The sequence below is a fragment of the Acidobacteriota bacterium genome (assembly GCA_003225175.1).
GTDB lineage: Bacteria > Acidobacteriota > Terriglobia > Terriglobales > Acidobacteriaceae > Gp1-AA112.
Genome location: QIBA01000043.1, coordinates 25,316 through 43,324, shown reverse-complemented (window position 1 = coordinate 43,324; position 18,009 = coordinate 25,316). Strand labels below are relative to the sequence as shown.

12 protein-coding genes are annotated in these 18,009 nt (G+C 56.0%); 3 read left to right on the top strand and 9 right to left on the bottom strand.

Annotation, left to right across the window (positions count from 1 at the left end; all coding sequences use genetic code 11):
* Positions 1 to 174 precede the first annotated feature (174 nt).
* The 9 genes from DMG62_11155 to DMG62_11115 form a co-directional block, all read right to left on the bottom strand.
* Positions 175 to 780, bottom strand: coding sequence for a hypothetical protein (locus DMG62_11155; protein PYY22881.1), 606 nt, complete (start codon positions 778 to 780; stop codon positions 175 to 177).
* Between the two features lie 49 nt (positions 781 to 829).
* On the bottom strand, positions 830 to 2,383 hold the full coding sequence (locus tag DMG62_11150; protein PYY22880.1) for an amino acid permease: 1,554 nt from the start codon (positions 2,381 to 2,383) through the stop codon (positions 830 to 832).
* Between the two features lie 90 nt (positions 2,384 to 2,473).
* Positions 2,474 to 5,185: a hypothetical protein gene (locus DMG62_11145; protein PYY22879.1), complete on the bottom strand. Its 2,712-nt coding sequence runs from the start codon at positions 5,183 to 5,185 to the stop codon at positions 2,474 to 2,476.
* 223 nt (positions 5,186 to 5,408) lie between these two features.
* On the bottom strand, positions 5,409 to 6,782 hold the full coding sequence (locus DMG62_11140) for an APC family permease (protein PYY22878.1): 1,374 nt from the start codon (positions 6,780 to 6,782) through the stop codon (positions 5,409 to 5,411).
* A gap of 35 nt (positions 6,783 to 6,817) precedes the next feature.
* Positions 6,818 to 9,466 carry a glycosyl hydrolase family 2 gene (locus DMG62_11135; GenBank protein PYY22877.1) on the bottom strand — a complete coding sequence of 883 codons (2,649 nt, stop codon included), beginning with the start codon at positions 9,464 to 9,466 and terminating at the stop codon, positions 6,818 to 6,820.
* A 90-nt stretch (positions 9,467 to 9,556) separates the two neighbouring features.
* Entirely contained in the window at positions 9,557 to 10,486 is a 930-nt protein-coding gene (gene thrB, locus DMG62_11130) for a homoserine kinase (protein PYY22876.1), read from the bottom strand.
* The gene (gene thrC / locus DMG62_11125; protein PYY22875.1) at positions 10,483 to 11,697 is read right to left on the bottom strand and encodes a threonine synthase; all 1,215 of its coding nucleotides are present in this window, start codon (positions 11,695 to 11,697) and stop codon (positions 10,483 to 10,485) included. The genes thrB and thrC overlap by 4 nt, the downstream gene beginning before the upstream one ends.
* 1 nt (position 11,698) lies before the next feature.
* On the bottom strand, positions 11,699 to 12,994 hold the full coding sequence (locus tag DMG62_11120) for a homoserine dehydrogenase (protein PYY22874.1): 1,296 nt from the start codon (positions 12,992 to 12,994) through the stop codon (positions 11,699 to 11,701).
* 4 nt (positions 12,995 to 12,998) lie between these two features.
* Positions 12,999 to 14,426, bottom strand: coding sequence for a lysine-sensitive aspartokinase 3 (locus DMG62_11115; GenBank protein ID PYY22873.1), 1,428 nt, complete (start codon positions 14,424 to 14,426; stop codon positions 12,999 to 13,001).
* Between the two features lie 367 nt (positions 14,427 to 14,793).
* On the opposite strand from DMG62_11115, the gene galE reads away from it, so the two are divergent.
* From galE to DMG62_11100, 3 genes are read left to right on the top strand one after another with little or no spacing between them, the layout of a single operon-like run.
* The gene (gene galE, locus DMG62_11110) at positions 14,794 to 15,795 is read left to right on the top strand and encodes a UDP-glucose 4-epimerase GalE (GenBank protein ID PYY22872.1); all 1,002 of its coding nucleotides are present in this window, start codon (positions 14,794 to 14,796) and stop codon (positions 15,793 to 15,795) included.
* Between the two features lie 10 nt (positions 15,796 to 15,805).
* Positions 15,806 to 16,948, top strand: a complete 1,143-nt coding sequence (locus tag DMG62_11105; protein ID PYY22911.1) for a galactokinase — start codon at positions 15,806 to 15,808, stop codon at positions 16,946 to 16,948.
* Positions 16,949 to 16,953: 5 nt separating this feature from the next.
* Positions 16,954 to 17,988: a galactose-1-phosphate uridylyltransferase gene (locus DMG62_11100; protein ID PYY22871.1), complete on the top strand. Its 1,035-nt coding sequence runs from the start codon at positions 16,954 to 16,956 to the stop codon at positions 17,986 to 17,988.
* Positions 17,989 to 18,009: the final 21 nt, after the last annotated feature.

The window sequence follows — 18,009 nt, the reverse complement described above, 5'->3', positions numbered from 1 at the left end:
GATGCTATGCACCTACCGAATTCCGGCACCGGAATTGGAGCGCGTCATACCTGAATACGGCGGAAAGATGCCGAGCGTTCCCGAAATTAAGACGTGCACGCGCTGGCGGCGTTAGCTAAAGATGTACTCGGGCAGCTTTGGGAGGACGGTCGCGCCCTCCCAAGCGGATTTCGGCTACTTACGCGGCTGGCTCTCGGGAGGAACCATGCCATTCATGCGGAGATACTCGATGAGCTGGCCATAGTGATTGTTGCTGTGTCCAACCATGCTCACAGCGAGGGCCAGGCGAGTCACTTTGTTGTTTCCGAATGGGCTTTGAATCTCTTCAACCACATTTTGCTGATTGATGGTCTTGATCCCGCTGTGGCCTTTGGCAAAGGCAGCCTTCAGATAGTTGATAACGTCGTCTTTGGTCTTAACGTTCTTCGGGCCGTTCTCATCTGCTGTGGAAGCCCGCTTTTCGCCTAAGATCCCCGACCCCAACGCCTCCAGGTCATCACCAATGTGCTTCAACTGCTCGCCGAACGTGCGTACCGGAGTCGGAGTCTTGAAGTCTCCGGGAATGTTCGCCGTCGCCGGGGAGAAATCGTACTTGTCGGCGGGCACAGCTTCCGCCGCTCCCATTATGTTGCGTTCGATGCCGCTTAGCTGACGGTCCAGAACGGAGGCAATCGTTGGAGGCTCAGCCGGCTTCGCCGCGGCATTGGCTTGCGCGAAGGCAGCAACTGAGGATACGGAACACACGATAATAAAAATCGCAATCGCTCTAATGTTCTTCACAGTAGCTCTCCTGGACGAAAGTGGAAACCGAAAAGGATATCATCTGGGACTAACGGGCAGAGCTGTTGGGCAGTAGCGGCCACTCTCGGCGAGTGCGAGCGCGCATTAGATACGCCAGCGTTCCGAGAATGATCAGGATTACCGCAAGTATTACTTGTCGTTCGAAATTTTCTCGCATCAGAAGGATGTAAACGAATCCTGCCAGAGCAAGGAGCGCGGGCAGCGGATAGAGCCACATGCGAAACGGACGTTCATGCGACGGATCCCGTCCGCGGAAGATCATCACTCCTAACGCCTGCAGGATGAACTGCATCATGATGCGGATTACCACCAGCGCGGCGACCAGATCAGCCAATCGAAACATGCACAACACACACGTGAGAGCTCCCATGCACAGGAGCGCAGCGGAAGGGAAATTTCCACGTGGGTTCAACTTGCCGAATACCTGAAAGAAGTTCCCATCCAGCGCGGCGGCATATGGAATTCGCGATACGCCAAGCAGCACAGAAAAAATGGATGCAAAGGCAGTCCAGATGATCAGCACGGCGACGATCTGTCCAGCATGGGTGCCATAGAGCCGTTGCATCATGGTGGAAACCACATAAAATCGCGATTCACTAACAGCTGCCTGGTCCAGCTCACGCCAGGGCACCACTCCGAGAATGCTGACGTTCATTATGATGTAAATGGCCGCGACGATCTGAATCGCATAGAGAATTGCACGCGGAATCGTTCGTCCGGGATCGCGCACTTCCGCCCCGAGATAGCAGATGTTGTAGTAGCCCCAGTAATCGTAGGTCGCAATCAACATCGCCGAACCCATGCCAAGAAAGAATGCATGGTTCAGGTGAAACGCTCCCGGCGGAAAATCGAATGCGCGCGCCGAGTTGAAGTGCGCAATGCCTGCCCAGATGATCCAGGCAATCGCTCCGAAAACACCGGCAAGGAGCCAGGTCGAGATTCTTCCAACTACATCAACGCGACGATACGCTAACGTAATTGCCAACACGCAAGCCAGCACGGCAACGAGTGTGCCATTCGTTATCGTAATGCCCACACTGGAAAAGCGTGATCCACCGAATCCCAGATTGACACTGTGAGCCGCAATCACCCTTTGCAGCGATGGAAATATGAAGCCGGCGTACTGTGCAACTCCCACGCAGCCCGACGCCGCGGAGAGTGGCGCGCTCATCATCAATTGCCATACGTATAAGAACGATAACCATCTACCCACGCTGCGTGGTCCGTAGATCTCCTTCAGATACTCATACGATCCTCCGGCTCGGGGTAGCGCCGCTCCGAGTTCGGCCCAGACCATGCCATCGCACATCGCAAGCACAGCGCCAAAAATCCATCCCAGCATCGCCTGCGGTCCACCAGCAGCGTGGACGATCAGAGGAATGGTAATGAACGGCCCAATGCCGATCATCTCAATCACGTTGAGCGAGATTCCTTCGCGCAGACCGATCCCGCGAATCAGTCGTTGCTCCGAGCGAAGTTCCGTTTTCACGACGGAGACACGCGGCACGTGGTGAAATTCCCAAAGCCACCCACGAAGGTCAGGAAGGAGCACGAAGGAAGATCTAATGGATAAACCAGGCATCGGCTACAAACCTTCGGTTTTTTAGCCTTCGCATACCTTCGTGGTTTCATTAGCCCTGCGTTCTCCCTGACCCCGTGCCTTCGTGGTGAATCAATGGCTTGCGCTCCCAGCGCTCAGCAGATTCACGAATAGGCGAACAGCCCCGGGTACGCCCGCAGGTAGTTGGCGAAAGAATGCATAGCCGCTGTAGATATATGTGCCCTTCCCATACTGGGCAACGAGCAACCCACCCTTGAGTGGCTGCTCGCCGGGATCGTGGCTCTCGAGCAATGGGTGGAAATGCGAGTCCCAATCGCTCATAAAGTAGAGCCCTCGCTCCTGTACCCATCCGTCGAAGTCATGCATTGAGATCTTGTTGGGATAGTTCAGAATGGGATTCTGCGGTTCCAGAATTTCCACCGGCGCTTCCTCCACGGTGATGCGTCGATTACTATCAGTGGCAGGATACGGCGTGTAACGGCCTGCATTGAAGGCCCCCGTGCTCGAGTTGTATTGCAGAATGAGCGTTCCGCCCCCATTTACAAAATCGAGGAGTTTCCCGTTTTGAACCCTTATGTCTGTGCTGACGTCATAAGCCCGAATGCCTGTCACCAATGTATGAAAGCGCGACAGATCGATCCGCTTCAGATCTGAAGGAGCGATTACTTCCACGTTGATACCGAGCTGTTTCAGCGTGGCCGGAATTTCGTCGCCGGCTCCCATGATGTAGCCCACACGTAATCCAGGCGGAACATTCACACGAATCGCACTTACGTCGAGGCTCGCGGGACGATAGTAATAAAAAGTATCGAGATCTGGGCGGGTGACGACGTGGAATCCTTCGCTGAGCTGCTTGCCCAGATAATCAGCAACTGCTTTCAAATCGTAATGCTTTTCACCGTTGGCTTTGGGCGAAACCGCAAATTCGAGCTCGGCGACATCGCCTTCATGCTCGAGGTGAACCGGTCGATTATCCGGGTTGAGTGACCATCCGGCAGGAACGTCAAGGTGCAGGCTGCCATTCGCGGGAGTGGTCAGCTGGCTGCGAACGCGCACGAATACGTGAAAAGGCTCGCCCGCATCGGCCTTCACAATCTGAGACGTGTTGGAAAATTCCAGTGACAGCGCGGGAGCGATCGCCAACTCATGCTGTCCTTGTCCCGCAATGGGATCGATGTATTTGGCCATGGCGATGGCGCGAGCGACTCCCTCGCCCGCGGCGACGTTGTACACCGCATGAGCCTGCACCGGCCATGGCGGAAGCGCGAACGTTGAATACGCGGGATTGCTGAATTTGTCCACCGTTTCGGTGTATGCGTTGGAACGTCCCCAATAGGGTTTCGTGGGTTGAGCATCCTGAGGGATAGTTATGCGAAATTGGACGGAAGCCATATCGCCCGAGTGAAGAGGCTTGAGATCGCGCTTTACGATCTCCGAGGTGAAGCCATCGGGGACGTCAAGCATGATCTGTTCCGGCTCGACATCGGCCGTTCCACGGCTATAGAGACGCGCCGTGAGAGTGAACGTCTGAGCCGGCACTGCTGTCTGGAATGTTTGCTCCAGCCGGATGAAGCCTCCCTGCGAAGCTTCGGGAGGATCGACACTGAGATCGAGCAACACGCCCAAAGCCAGATTCGCTGCGCGCTCGAACTGGGTTTCTTTGGTTTTGAGATTCGTCAGTAATTCAAGCTTTTCTGCCGGTGTAAGGCTTGATTGATCTACTTGTTTAATCAAATCGCGGGTCAGCTTCAGGCCTTTGATGAGAGGTGCGCCGGCATCTGATGGATCGCGAGGTTTTGCCTTGTCCGCGGCTTCGTTCACGAGATCCTGCAGTGATTGCAAACTTTTCCGCAGAGCCGGCAGCTTGCTCTCGTCAGATCCCAGCCGGGAAGCCAATCCGGGAAGTGTGGTATCGATGCCCTCGAAGAAGTCCTTTTCGTGCTCCTCTCCTCCCGCCAGTACAGAATCCACTCGCTTGTAATATGTGAAGCGATGTCCGGGAGAGACACGGAAGCCACCTGTGCCTTGCGATGTCTGCCTCGCGAGTCCTTCAACGGCGAACTGCGTGTACGACTTTCCCAAAAGGGGAGAGTAAGTTCCGATGTCAAATCCTAAGGTTGAGCCTTCAGGGTCTCCAAAGTTGCCGACGTAGAGCTTCTTAGGCTGCCAGGACAGCAGGCCTTCCTTAATCTGCTCAGGAAAGCGATTGGGGTCCCCCGCTGCGCGAAATGCTTCGCGAGTCACGATGGCGGAAGCCTGATGATGCGCGTGTCCGTCGCGCGACGTTCCCGAAAAACGCGCAACCAGAACATCGGGCCGGAAGGTTCGGATCACGCGCACTAAATCGCCCAGTGCAACGTCGTGTCCGCCCCACTTTTCGAAGGTCTCTTCAGGAGTCTTTGAAAAGCCAAAATCGGCAACCCGAGTGAAACGCTGCTCAACGCCGTAGTACTCATCCGCCGCGAGGAGTTCTAGAGTACGAAGCACACCGAGCTCGTCAGAGAAGGCGTCGCCTGATTTATTTTGTCCGCCTTGTCCGCGCGTGAGGGAGCACAGCAGCGCGGTTGTTCCTTTGCCGCGTGACTGCAGCGTGAGCATGCCGCCGTCTTCGTCATCTGGATGCGCGGTTGTATGCATCAGGCGTGCAGTTGTTCGCAGCCGTTGCAGCTCCTGCTGCAACGCAATGTAACCTTGATCTTGTGCGAGAGCGGGTTTCTCCGCGCCAGCGGGAATCTGCAGGGCACCCACGAGAAGCGCCAGAAGAAAAGAGTGCAGGAATTGGGTAAGACTGCGCGAAAAACGAGGCGATCCGGTCGAAGTCATTCTGGTTCGTGAAGAGCTGTAGATTCCCCTGCTCGCAGCCCGGCTGCGTTTTGTTTGAAAAGCGGACTGAGCAGTATATCGGGCGGCAAAACAAAGACACCGTTGTTCAACGGTTCGGGATGGCGGAACGGGAGCAAAGTCAGGTGTAAGTAGATGATTTATGAATCGGTTAGGAGAATCGACTGACGTAGTTTCGGGGCTTGAGCGAGTCCGACATCGTGGCTTACGATTCGCTGAAGTCGATCATCACCGGGACCTTGCGGAAACCCTGCGTAGTAATAGCGAGATAGGCCAATCCAATCGCGAACCAGATGCCGCCAATGCTTTTTGCAAGCACATTCAGATTCCACCAGATCAGCGCGCAGAAGACGAAACCTATCAACGGAAGCAAAACATCGGCGAGGATCATCCTGCGATATCCCTCTCGAGGAGTCACCGCAAACTGCCAAAAGGTAGCCAAATTCACGCCCATAAACGCAAGAAAAGCTCCAAAATTGAGGAGTTCTCCAGCATGCTCGTAAGCATTGCCGATGTAATTGAGCACGACTGCGCCGAGAAAGCTCAAAGCGCCAATGATAAGGATGTTGTATGTCGGAGTGCTGCTCCCGGGACTCAAATAAGCGAAGACGCGACGCGGAAGCACGTTATCGCGTCCCATGCCGAAGAGCAGACGCGCCGCCCCAAGACCACCAGTCAGCGCACTACCAAAGGCAGCAAGAATCAGAATTAGCCCCATCCCATTGAAAAGATAGACTCCTCCGACCCGCCTGCACACGTCCATGAATGCCGTTTCCAGATTCGGGAATGCATGCCAGTCTGGCCAAACAAGCTGTGCGAGATACACCAGCAAGCCACCAAACAGTCCGGTAAAGAGGCAAACCAGAACAGTTGCCAACAGCACGTTGCGCTTGGGATTCTCTACATCTTCAGCCAAAGTGGTTACGCCGTCGAAGCCGATGTAAGTGAGAGCAGCGAAAGATGTTGCGCTCCAAATCCGGTGAGAATCGAAGGTGCGCGGATCATAAAAAGGCTGGATCGAAAAGAGGCCCGTAACACCCCTGGCGCTAAGTAAAAATCGGACTGCAAGCGCGATAAACAGCAGCACAACTGCGGACATAACGGCTAATAATGCTTTGTTTGCAACCGCCGATGAGCGGATTCCACGCAGGTTCAATAAGGTAATTATTCCGGCAATCATCGCCGCCCATACAAAGAATGGCACAGCGTGGACGTAGCGTTCATGCAGCGCAGTAGATATCCAAATCGTATTAATAAGGGGTTGGAGCAGGTAATCGAGGAACATCGCCCACCCCGCAAGGAACCCCAAATGCGGATTTAAGCCCCGTCCAACGTAGGTATAAGCCGATCCGGCGGCCGGATAAAGCGCTGCCATGCGCCCATAACTCACTGCCGTGATCATCATTGCGAACATTGCGATCAAAATAATCGTCGCAAAGTGCCCGTTTGAGAGCTTTTGCGCGACGCCATAAAGCGGAACTGGCGCGATTGGCTGGATCAAAACGATGCCATAGAACACCAGATCCCACAGGGTAAGAACGCGGCGAAGCTTTGGAACTGCTGCTGTTGAGTCGCTCATTAAGTGCCTTTTAGAGGTTTCCAGGCCGCAGATAATTACTTAGCAAGCGCCTTAATATTCCATCCATCCACACGAATTACCGGTACAACACCCCCCAAATCGCGCAATTTGACGACTGCAGTAAGCGTTCTGGACTCGCCTGGAAGCAGCGAAATGTAGTTGTCGTCCCACAAAATCGGCGCGATATCGTCGTCTCCGTGCCCGCGTTTGAGCTCTGTATGCACCAGGAAAGCGATGTTTGTGCCTATGTTATGGAGGGTTACGCGCACGATTTGCTCCTCATTACGACGCTCTAACTGACTATTCCACTCGACATTTGTGGCAGGTAAAGTCGCCAATGCGGTCATATCGGCGTACTTCGCGGGCGTTATGTACCAGTTAGATTTCTCCCAATCGAGCTCTTCCAGCGTCGCTGGAAGCCAGTAAAAGTTCGTGCTAACGCTCTTCCCTGCCATGTCTGTGAGCTCCAAACGCACGAAATAAGGCGCGTTTTGACTACTAATTTGCGGGATAGTGAGCACTCGGACCGCGCTATCGGCGTCAATATCGACGCTTCGCGAGTCACTAAACAGCTCTTTCGCGGCCAAATCGAACACTCTGACGCGCAGTTTAAGGCCTTTCTGCGCCTCATAAAGGCTGTTCACGACCACTACCGAGGCGTCATCGTACGAGTATTGCGCGTGAACTAGCTCGTTGGCCTTCTTGGCTCCAAAGTAACCCCCGCCGGGAACGAGGTAATAGTCATATAAATGCCAGATCACCGACGGCCAGGCGTTGTTGAGCATCCACTGAATTACTCCGGTCGACTTGTACTTATTGCGAGCGTAGGCCTCGAACATCGCGCGCTCGTCGTCATACGTCATCGCCTGCGCCTTCTTCTCGTAATCGGCCAGGGAAATTGGCGCCCCGTACGTGACCGTCATCGCGTTATCGAAGATATTGGTTTGCTTGAATTCGCCACCGCCGGCATGGAAATTCCAAACATCGTCATGCGGCCACAAGTTCTGTTTTGGGATAAATTTCTGCAGCGATGCAATCAGCGGCGGCGCCGGTCCGGGACTTGTCTCTGTATTGAAGCCGTAGGCTCCTCCCCACTGGCCGGGATCGCGCAACCAATAAGAAGGGGGAACATAGTCATACGGCCCGGACATCTTCACTCCGCTCGCTCCGGTAACCGTGGTCGGCTTTGCGCTGGCTGAAGATACATAAGGATTCGGCCAGTTTCGCTCCTTCAGCACCGCAAGATAATCCGATTCCACGTCCTCTGGCGGGGGATTATCACTGCCATAAAGCCACACCAACAGGCTGGGATGGCTGCGGAGGCGACTTAGCTGGCTAGCCAACGAAGCCTTCGAGATCTCGTGATCTTCCGGCTTCCATTTATCCCAGTGTTCCCAGTGATCGCAGCAGCACCAGCCCGCCATCACCAGAATCCCATAACGGTCCGCCAGATCAAAGAACTCATCGGTCTCCAGCTTGCCTTCAAGCCGAATCGTGTTCAGCCCCAGGTTGCGGACATGGCGCATCTCGTCCTGCATGCGCTCGCTGTTGACCCGCAGAAACATATCCGGCGACCAGCCACCACCGCGGATCAGGATCTTGCGGTGGTTAACGCGAAAGAGCTCATAGCCTTCCGGAGTCTTCTCCGCGGTGATCTCGCGAATACCGAACTTCCCGGTAGCCATGTCGGACGCCGAGTCTACGGTGCGAAAACGCAAGTTCACCGTTTCGAGGTTCTGCGGGCCCAGGGGATACGGCCACCACAGCTTCGGATTCTTCACGCGGAGTTGCGGGTACTGATCAGGCAGGAATGTGACGCTCTTGTGCTCATTCGCGGCCAGCGTTACCTGCTGCTCGACAGTTCCGATTCCCTCGAGGGTCGCTTCCAGCGTTCCAGATATTTCCCGATCCCCGGCATTCTGCACATCGCCGATCACGGTCAACTCAGCTGTGGTGAGCGAATCATCTGGAAAATGCGTGCTCACCATGGGATAACGAACAAAAACCGGTCCACTGAAGGTGAGATACACGGGACGCCAAAGGCCCATAGCTTTGTCCGCCGGCGCCGGATTCCAATCGACGAAGTTGATTCCCAAATCGGTCTCAGTCTGGGTGAATACTTCCACCGCAAGCGCGTTCTCACCTGTGTGGACCGCCTCGCGGAGGTTGAACTCATACGTGCGATACGCTCCCGCCACCTGCGTATTGTTGGCGATCTGCTTTCCGTTTAGCCAGATATTCGCACGGTAGTTGATGCCATCGAAGTGCAGCCAGATATTCTTTCCCTGATGCTGCGACCCAAGATGGAACTCGGTGCGATACCACCAGGAGCACTTGTACGGACTGTCGTCGGGCATCGGCAGCTCGGCAAAGAGTTTGCCGATGGGATAGGTAGTTCCTGGGATCGCCCGCAGATTCATGCCATAGAACGGATCAGGAAACATCTTCGCGTCCACCTGCGCGCCGAGGACCGTATGGGGAACCGTAGTGGCAAGCCAACTCTGCAGGTTGTATCCCGGCCGCGAGATCTTCTCGCCGCCATCAGTCAACTTGCACGCGGACTGAAGGTGCCAGTTCTTTTCCAGCGACACGCGCTGCGCCGAGGCTGGAGCTTCAGTGGAATCAGGAACGAAGGCGAACGATAGGGCACTGAGCAGTAAGACCCACAGGGCGAGGTTCTTCATGAGCAAACACAAAAGCTAACATGACTTGTTGCTCGATCCTCAAACTTCGGGCAAGGGCGCCTCAGGATAACGGCTTTAAGATCGTCTAACTCAGCTGCAACTGATCGCAGCGCAGGCAGGAAGGCTCACCTGGTTATGAACGCTCAGCGTGGAAGTTCGAAACGGAATGCCAAGCGGCCGGTAGGTTTCCGCCAAGACATCGGCAATGTCGTCGCAACTCTGGCGCGCCAGGGCCACGATCGATGGCCCGGAGCCGCCAAGGAAGACTCCGAGAAGATCGGGATGTGAGAGCTTGAGCGCAGCACTCAACCCAGGCACGATCGATTCTCTCGCCGGTTGGTGAAGGCGGTCGCAAAGCGCTTCCGCCAAATCCCCATCGTCGCCGCTCTGGATGGACTGCAGCAGGAGCAACACTCGCTGCATGTTGGCCACGGCATCTTTCAAACTCACTGACTGCGGCAGAGCCTGACGCGAGGTCTGCGTTGCCAGCCGGACCTCCGGAGTTAAGACAACCAGGCAGAGCGACTCCGGCCATGGAAGCGAGAAAGCAGATACGGAACCATCATCTTTTTGGCAGCAGACCGAGAGCCCACCAAGGAGCGCGGCGGCAGCATTGTCAGCGTGTCCTTCCAACTGCAAAGCCGCGGAGAGTAGTCGATTCTCATTTTGCTTACCAAAGAGAACTTCATAGAGACGAAATCCGGCGATGGTCGCGGCGGCGCTGCTGCCGAGTCCGGCACCCATGGGAATGTCGCTGCTGACGCTGATCTTTAGGGAAGGAAAATCGCCGTTATTCTGCGCCAGCTTGAAAAATGATGTTTCGATGCGATTCTCGCCGGGCGGAGTCTGCGATTCGAAATAGAACTCGAGCTTTCCACGTCTTGCGTTGCTAACCCCTACAATGCGAACTCTCAGGTAAAGCTGCACGGCTACCGCTAACGTATCGAGGCCGGGACCGAGGTTCGCAATCGATCCCGGCACACTAATTTCGACGCCTTCCAGGCAATCGCTCCACATCATGCTGATACCTCCGCTGCCAGCCGTTCACTGTGCGTCTTCAAGATGATGTCGGGATCCTTCAGAACGTGACCGGTGAGAACGGCGACGACTCTGTCGCGCTCGCCGATTTCTCCAGTTCGCCTGAGACGCCGGATGCCGGCGAGAGTAGTCGCGGAGGCGGGCTCGCATCCGATGCCGTCAAGCCCGATGACGGACTTTGCTTCGAGGATCTCCTCGTCGCTGACGTCGAGAACGTTGCCCTTCGTGAAATTGAGAGCGGTGAGAGCTTTGCGCCACGATCGTGGAGCGCCGATCGAAATGGCGCTGGCACAGGTCTTCGGATCGACAACCGTTTCAAGTTCACCGCTGCCGGCAGCCAGTGTTTTCACCAGCGCATTTGCACCTCGCGCTTGGACGATCACGAGCCGCGGCACGCGATCAATCAACCCTGCAGCAGAGAGCTCCCGAAGCGCCTTCCCAAATGCGGAAGAATTGCCCAGATTCCCTCCGGGAACAACAATGAAGTCGGGCGGATTCCAGTCGAGCTGTTCCATCAGCTCGAAGATCGTCGTCTTCTGACCCTCAACGCGGAATGGATTGATGGAGTTCAGGAAGTACTCTGACGAGCTCTTTTGCTCGGTCATCATTGCGAGAGCCTGGTCGAAGTTTCCTTCGACCTCAACGATCTCAGCGCCGTAATCGAGAGACTGAGCAACCTTGGCAGCCGAGAGTCTTCCTTTTGGCAAATAGACCCGAGCAGCGATACCCGCTCGAGCGGCATAGGCAGCCATGGAAGCCGCGGTGTTGCCCGTCGACGCGCAAGCTACGACCTTGGCTCCTCGCGCATGCGCTTCGGTCACCGCCACGGTCATTCCTAAATCTTTGAACGAGCCGGTTGGATTCCAACCCAGGTGCTTGAACCGCAAATTACTTAAGCCGGCGAATGCCGCTGTCTTGTTCCCGGCAATGAGCGGAGTATTTCCTTCGCCGAGCGAAACTATCTGCTCAACGGAGTAATCAGGCAGGAACTCTCGAAACCTCCAGACGCCGCTGCGATCCGCAGGATCGTTAGAAAGACGGCGATCGCGCCACAAGGCCCGAAGCTGCAGTGGATCAGGCCGAAAGCCATTGCAGCTAAGCTCCAGCAGGTCGCCACACTTGGGACAATCGAAAGCTGCAAAATCGCGGGGTAGCGATTCGCCACAGCGTTGATTACTGCATTGCAGTTGCATATCAGCGTCCGAAGATCTTCAGTTTGACGGGTTGTTCAACCAGGAATTCATAGCGCGCAATTTCGTTAAGAGCTGCCTCAAGCTTTGCGCTGCTGCACGGCTCAACCGTAACTACAAACGGTAAGTGGGCTTTGTCGTAACCCGGCTTCTGGAACACGGCGTCTACATTGATTTCAAACTTCGCGAGAACCGCAGCAATTGCCGCGACGATGCCGGGCCGGTCGCGGACGACGAACCGCAAGAAATATGGCGCGGTATATTCACCCGAGACAGGCAGGGCTCGCATCTTGCGAATTACTGGAGCTGAAGATGCAGAAGCAAGAGTTACGAGGTCTGAGATCACAGCAACCGCGGTCGCGTCGCCACCAGCACCTGGACCAGAGAACGCAGTGCTGCCTCCAAACTTGCCTTGGGTAAGAACCACGTTCTCACAGCCCTGCGCTCGGGCCAGCGGTGAACTCGCGGGAACCAGCATCGGCTCGACGGCGGCACAGCATCTGTCTCCTTCGAGCTCGGCGTGTCCAATCTGTCGGATGGTGCAGCCCAACTCCCGCGCGTATTCGAAATCAACTGGATCGACGCTGGAGATCGGCTGGCAAACAACCTCTTCGATCGCGATTTCCGTACGCAAAGCCACTCTCGCGAGGATTACGAGCTTGGCGCGAGTGTCATATCCGGCAATGTCGTCAGTGGGATCGGCTTCGGCGTAACCCAGCCGTTGCGCTTCCTCCAAAGCAACGCGAAAAGATTCTCCGCCTTCCATCTTGCTCAAGATGTAGTTGCAGGTGCCATTGAGAATGCCGCAAACAGATTGGAGCTCGTCGCCTGCGAGTCCGTGTTCAAGGGCAGTGATGACCGGAACTCCACCAGCTACGGAAGCGCCAAAGAGCAATTGGCAGTCGTGTTCCTGTGCGATCTCCAAAAGTTCTGCGCCATGGCGCGCAATCAGTTGTTTATTTGCCGTAACCACTGATCGGCCGGATTCCAGAATGGCTTCAACCCATTGCTTCGCGGGTTCTACACCTCCCATGACTTCGACGACAAACTCTGCGTCGCTCGCGAGTACATCGTCGATGTTCTCGGTCCACTGAACCTTGCGGTTCACCCAGGGAACACGCTTTCTCTCAACATTGCGGTTGAAGACCTGGCTGAGTTCCAGGGCAGCCACTCTTCCTTCCGACAAAATGCGAGCTACCGACTTGCCCACGGTCCCGAATCCAAGGATTGCTACCCTCCGTGAATTCAGCGACGCAACCAGGTGCGCGCTTTTCTCAATGAGTACGCTTTGGGTTGCCATGTCTCTATGCCTCCGCCTGGACTAACGCTGGCTCTTGCGACTTGTTCGGCGGAACCTGAGCCTCAGCTTGGCGAGCTGCAGGCTGGCGCGGGAACAACGCGGCATGCAGACAGCGCACAACCTTATCGGCATCTTCTTCGGCCACGACAAAGCTGAGATTCATGTCAGAGGCGCCGTGGAAGATCATCCTGAGGGGCAGGTCGGGGAGGGCATTCAGAGCACGGGCACAGATGGCAGGATTTCGCGCGACGTTGCGGCCAACGAGCGAGACCAGCGCGCTGCCATCGACGACGTTGACCGATGCCTTGTCTTCGAGAAATTCGCAAAGCGCGTCTGCCGAGCTGCGAGAGTTCAACAGCAAGGAAAGGTTCGAGCGCGACATCGCGGCGAGATCGACGAGGCATTTCTGCCGTTCGAGGGCATCGAAGATCGCGGAGGTGAGTTTTGCCTCGAGTCCCTGGCGTGCGAATACCTCTGCCAGAGTGATGCCGCGCTTACAGGCGACGGATCGAACCCGGCCTTCTTCACTCGGCTCTGCAACTTCCACGCGCGTCCCGCAGTTCTCCGGATGCCGCGAGTTAAGGACATAAACGGGAATGCCACGATTCACGGCAGGCTGCAGCGTCTTCGGATGCAATACTTTGGCTCCAAAATGCGCAAGTTCGGCGGCTTCATCAAAGCTGATGGATTCAATGTTTTGCGCGTCCGGACAAATGCGGGGATCGGCGGTCATCATTCCGTCTACATCGGTCCAGATCTCGATGGAATCGGCGTCGATGCTGGCGCCGAGAATCGATGCTGTGTAATCGGAGCCGCCGCGACCTAGCGTAGTGGGAATACCGTCCTCAGTTGATCCGATGAATCCGCCGAGCACGGGAACGCAGCCGCTCTGCACTCGCGGACGAATCTTGGTGGCTACGCGGGCTCTGATGAGATCCACCAGCGGCGCGGCATGCGAATAGTTCGCATCGGTGATCACGACATCGCAGGCATTCACGTGAACCGCGCGAAGACCTTCAGCGCGAAATGCTTCCGCAACCAGACGGCTCGACCAGCGTTCGCCAAAGCCGAGCAGCCGATCGAGGGTACGCGGAGTCAGCTCCTGAACGGCGAAGACGGCTTTGAGCAGAGCACCAGCCTCGTCAAAAAGCGGCCGCAGGTCGTTCTGCAAAAATGCTTCGCTCTTGTTCGAGAGCAATGCTCTAGCGGCTTCGCAATGGCGATCTTCGCAGACTTGAAGAAGCGATAACGCCTCCTCAACTTCGCCATCACGACTCAGCGCACCCATCCTCTGCAAGCCGTCGGTAACCCCGGCCAATGCACTGACGACGACCACAGGTTGGAGGTGAAGCCGTTCGCGCACGATTCTCGCGATGCGAGCGATGTTTTCCGCGCAAGCTACCGAGGTTCCGCCAAACTTCATTACCAGCATGGCAACTCCAGGTTCACAGTTCCGGGAAATAAAAAACCCACCGCCTTTTGGCGGTGGGTTTTGGTATCTCTAGAACTTATTAGTGCTTAGATATCCCCCTCCGCCGGTCGAGCAGTGGACATAATTGTCCCTGTTGTTGTCATCGACATGGTAATTCGGCGGGAGTTCATCAAAGTCTCGTCATCCTAGTGCACAATTCGCGAGCCGTCAAGTGCCGCTTCGTAACTGCCCGGCTTCCGGAGTGCTGGGTCTCGCGTACTGAAACCCGTAACCAGGATCAATAATCACGGTGTGTAAGACTAGATGCTTCGCGCAATCAGCATGGTAGAGACGCAGCATGCTGCGTCTCTACTGCCGAGGAGAAACCATGAGGGTCGTAGTGACTGGTGGCGCCGGCTATATCGGCGCAACCACCGTGCGGGCTCTGCTCGATAGCGGACATAAAGTAGTTGTCTACGACAACCTAAGCAAAGGATATGCCGAGGCACTTCCTGCAGAGGCGAAGCTCGTTAGGGGAGAGATCGCTGACCGCGCTCAGCTCGATGCCGTCTTTCGCGAACATCGTCCCGAAGCGGTGCTCCATTTCGCCGCACTCATCGAAGCCGGCGAATCGATGCAGGTCCCAGAACGGTATTTTCGGAACAATTCCGCCTCCACTCTCACGCTCCTCGAGGCAATGTTGGCTCATGGCGTAGGGAAATTCATTTTTTCTTCTACGGCGGCGCTCTATGGCAATCCGAAGCGAGTTCCAATCCAGGAAGATGACGAGCTACAGCCTACCAACGTCTATGGCGAGTCCAAGCTGCTGGTGGAGCAGATGCTTACCTGGTTCCATCGCATCCACGGCCTGCGTTACGCGAGTTTGCGGTACTTCAATGCCGCCGGTTCGGACGGACGCACCGGTGAGCTGCACAATCCTGAATCACACTTGATTCCGTTGATACTTCAGGCGGCCTCGGGAAAACGGGAACAGATCTCGATCTTCGGGACGGACTATCCGACCAAAGATGGAACCTGCATTCGTGATTACATCCACGTGAGCGATCTTGCCGACGCTCATGTCCTGGCCCTGGAAGCTCTCGGCTCGCGCGATCGGCTCATCTACAACCTGGGAAGTGGGACTGGGTTCTCCGTGCGCGAAGTCATCGAGTCCGCTCGGCGGGTCACCGGGAAACCAATCAGGGAGGTCGAAACCGGACGGCGTCCTGGCGATCCGGCGGTGCTGGTTGCCAGCTCGGAAAAAATCAAGCGAGAACTCGGATGGAAACCCAAACGCCCGAAGCTCGACGACATTGTTGCCAGCGCCTGGGAGTGGATGCAGCAACATCCTCAAGGGTATGCCGAACTCGCCGGCGCGAGATCCTCTTAGGCCGATGGACATCGAGGCTCTGCAGAGAGACTTCCGCAAACTCTATGATCAGGAACCGCAGATTTTTCGTGCTCCGGGACGAGTGAACCTGATCGGCGAGCACACGGACTACAACGAAGGCTTGGTTATGCCGGCTGCCATTGACTTCTACACGACCGTGGCGATCGCTCCACGCTCCGATACAAAGGTCAACGTTCGTTCGCAAAGCTTCGAGGAAACGGTTTCGTTTGATCTAGACCACGACCTTCGGCCAAAGCACAGCTGGTCGGACTATGTGGTGGGAGTCATCGACCAGATCAGGCGCTCGGGCGAATGCCTGCATGGTGCGGACATTCTGATCCGCGGTGATGTGCCGATTGGCGCCGGCCTAAGTTCGTCGGCTGCCATCGAAGTTGCAGTCGGATTCGCACTGCTCAGCGCAAAACACTCAACGATCGAAAGGACGCAATTGGCGTTGCTCTGTCAGAGAGCCGAGAACGAATTTGTCGGCATGCGCTGTGGCATTATGGACCAATTCATCTCCTGCAATGGTCGCCGTGACCATGCGTTAATGCTTGATTGCCGCAGTCTGCAATTCAAGCTTCTGCCACTCGCACCGAGTGCGCGCATGGTGATCTGCAACACCATGGTGAAGCACCAGCATGCCAGCGGCGAGTACAACCAGCGGCGTACGGCCTGCGAAGAGGGCGTCCGAATTCTTCGGAAACAACTGCCCGGCGTTCGTTCACTTCGAGACGTTACTCCCGAGCAGCTTGAGCAGCATCGCGAGGCGCTACCCGCGGTCATCTACCGCCGCTGCCGCCACGTGGTAAGCGAAAATGTGCGGGTGGAGAGTGCCGCCGAAGCGCTTGAAGCGAATGATCTTCCCGCTTTCGGTAAGCTGATGGGCGAATCCCACAAAAGCTTGCGAGACGACTATGAAGTAAGTTCTCGCGAGCTTGACGTCATGGTGGAGATCGCGAGCAAGCAAGCGGGAGCATATGGCTCGCGTATGACCGGAGGCGGCTTCGGCGGCTGCACGATTAATCTGGTTGCCAGTGAACAGGCCGACGCCTTCCGCAAACGCATCGCTTCGGAATACGAAAAAGCGACGGGGCTCGCACCTGACGTGTACATTACTCCCGCTGCGGATGGTGCCAGCCGCGTGGCATAGCCTTGATGCTCGATCTCCATAAGACACCTCACCGGCGCTGGAATCCACTGTTACGCGACTGGGTGGTAGTTTCTCCTCAGCGCACACAGCGACCCTGGCAAGGGCACATTGAAAAACTTGCGGCGGAGCCGACACCGAAATACGATCCAAACTGCTATCTCTGCCCGGGCAACTCTCGCGCTGGAGGCCACAAGAACCCCAATTACAGCAGTACTTTCGTTTTTGACAACGATTACGCAGCCCTGCTTTCCGATTCTCCAGCCGCCAGGGTAAATGAATCCTCGTTGATCATCGCTGAATCGGAACGAGGGATTTGTCGAGTAATCTGCTTTTCTCCCCGGCACGATCTTACGATTTCCAATATGGGACTCGACGATGTTACAACCGTCGTTCGCCTATGGAGCGAGCAGTACCGTGAGTTAGGCGCGACGGACTGGGTTCGCCACGTGCAAATCTTTGAGAACCGTGGCGAGATAATGGGCGCCAGTAACCCGCATCCTCACTGCCAGCTTTGGGCCACCGAGACGGTTCCTAATTATCCAGCCACTGAGCAGAGCGCCCTGCTGGAGTTCAAGAAGGCTCATGGCGAATGTATGCTCTGCGAGTACTTGCGCCTGGAGAGGGCGCATGCCACTCGCCTGGTTTGCCAGAACGATTTCTTCACCGTGGTAGTTCCCTTCTGGGCTCTCTGGCCGTTCGAGGTTCTGGTTCTTGCGAACGAGCACGTCACTGCGATGGACCAATTTTCACTGGATGCTCAAAAGGGACTCGCAGACATTCTCAAGCGCATTACCTCTCGCTACGACAACATCTTTGCAGTTCCATTTCCCTACTCAATGGGATTCCATCAGCGTCCGACGGACGGCGAGGAGCATTCAGAGTGGCATTTCCACGCGCACTTCTATCCGCCACTTCTGCGTTCGGCGACGGTGCGCAAGTTCATGGTTGGCTATGAGATGCTGGGCGCGCCCCAGCGCGATATCACGCCGGAGAGCGCTGCGGAAAGGCTGCGGTCGGCCGCTGAGAATCCTCTGAGGTGAACTGAAGACTTACTGAGCGAA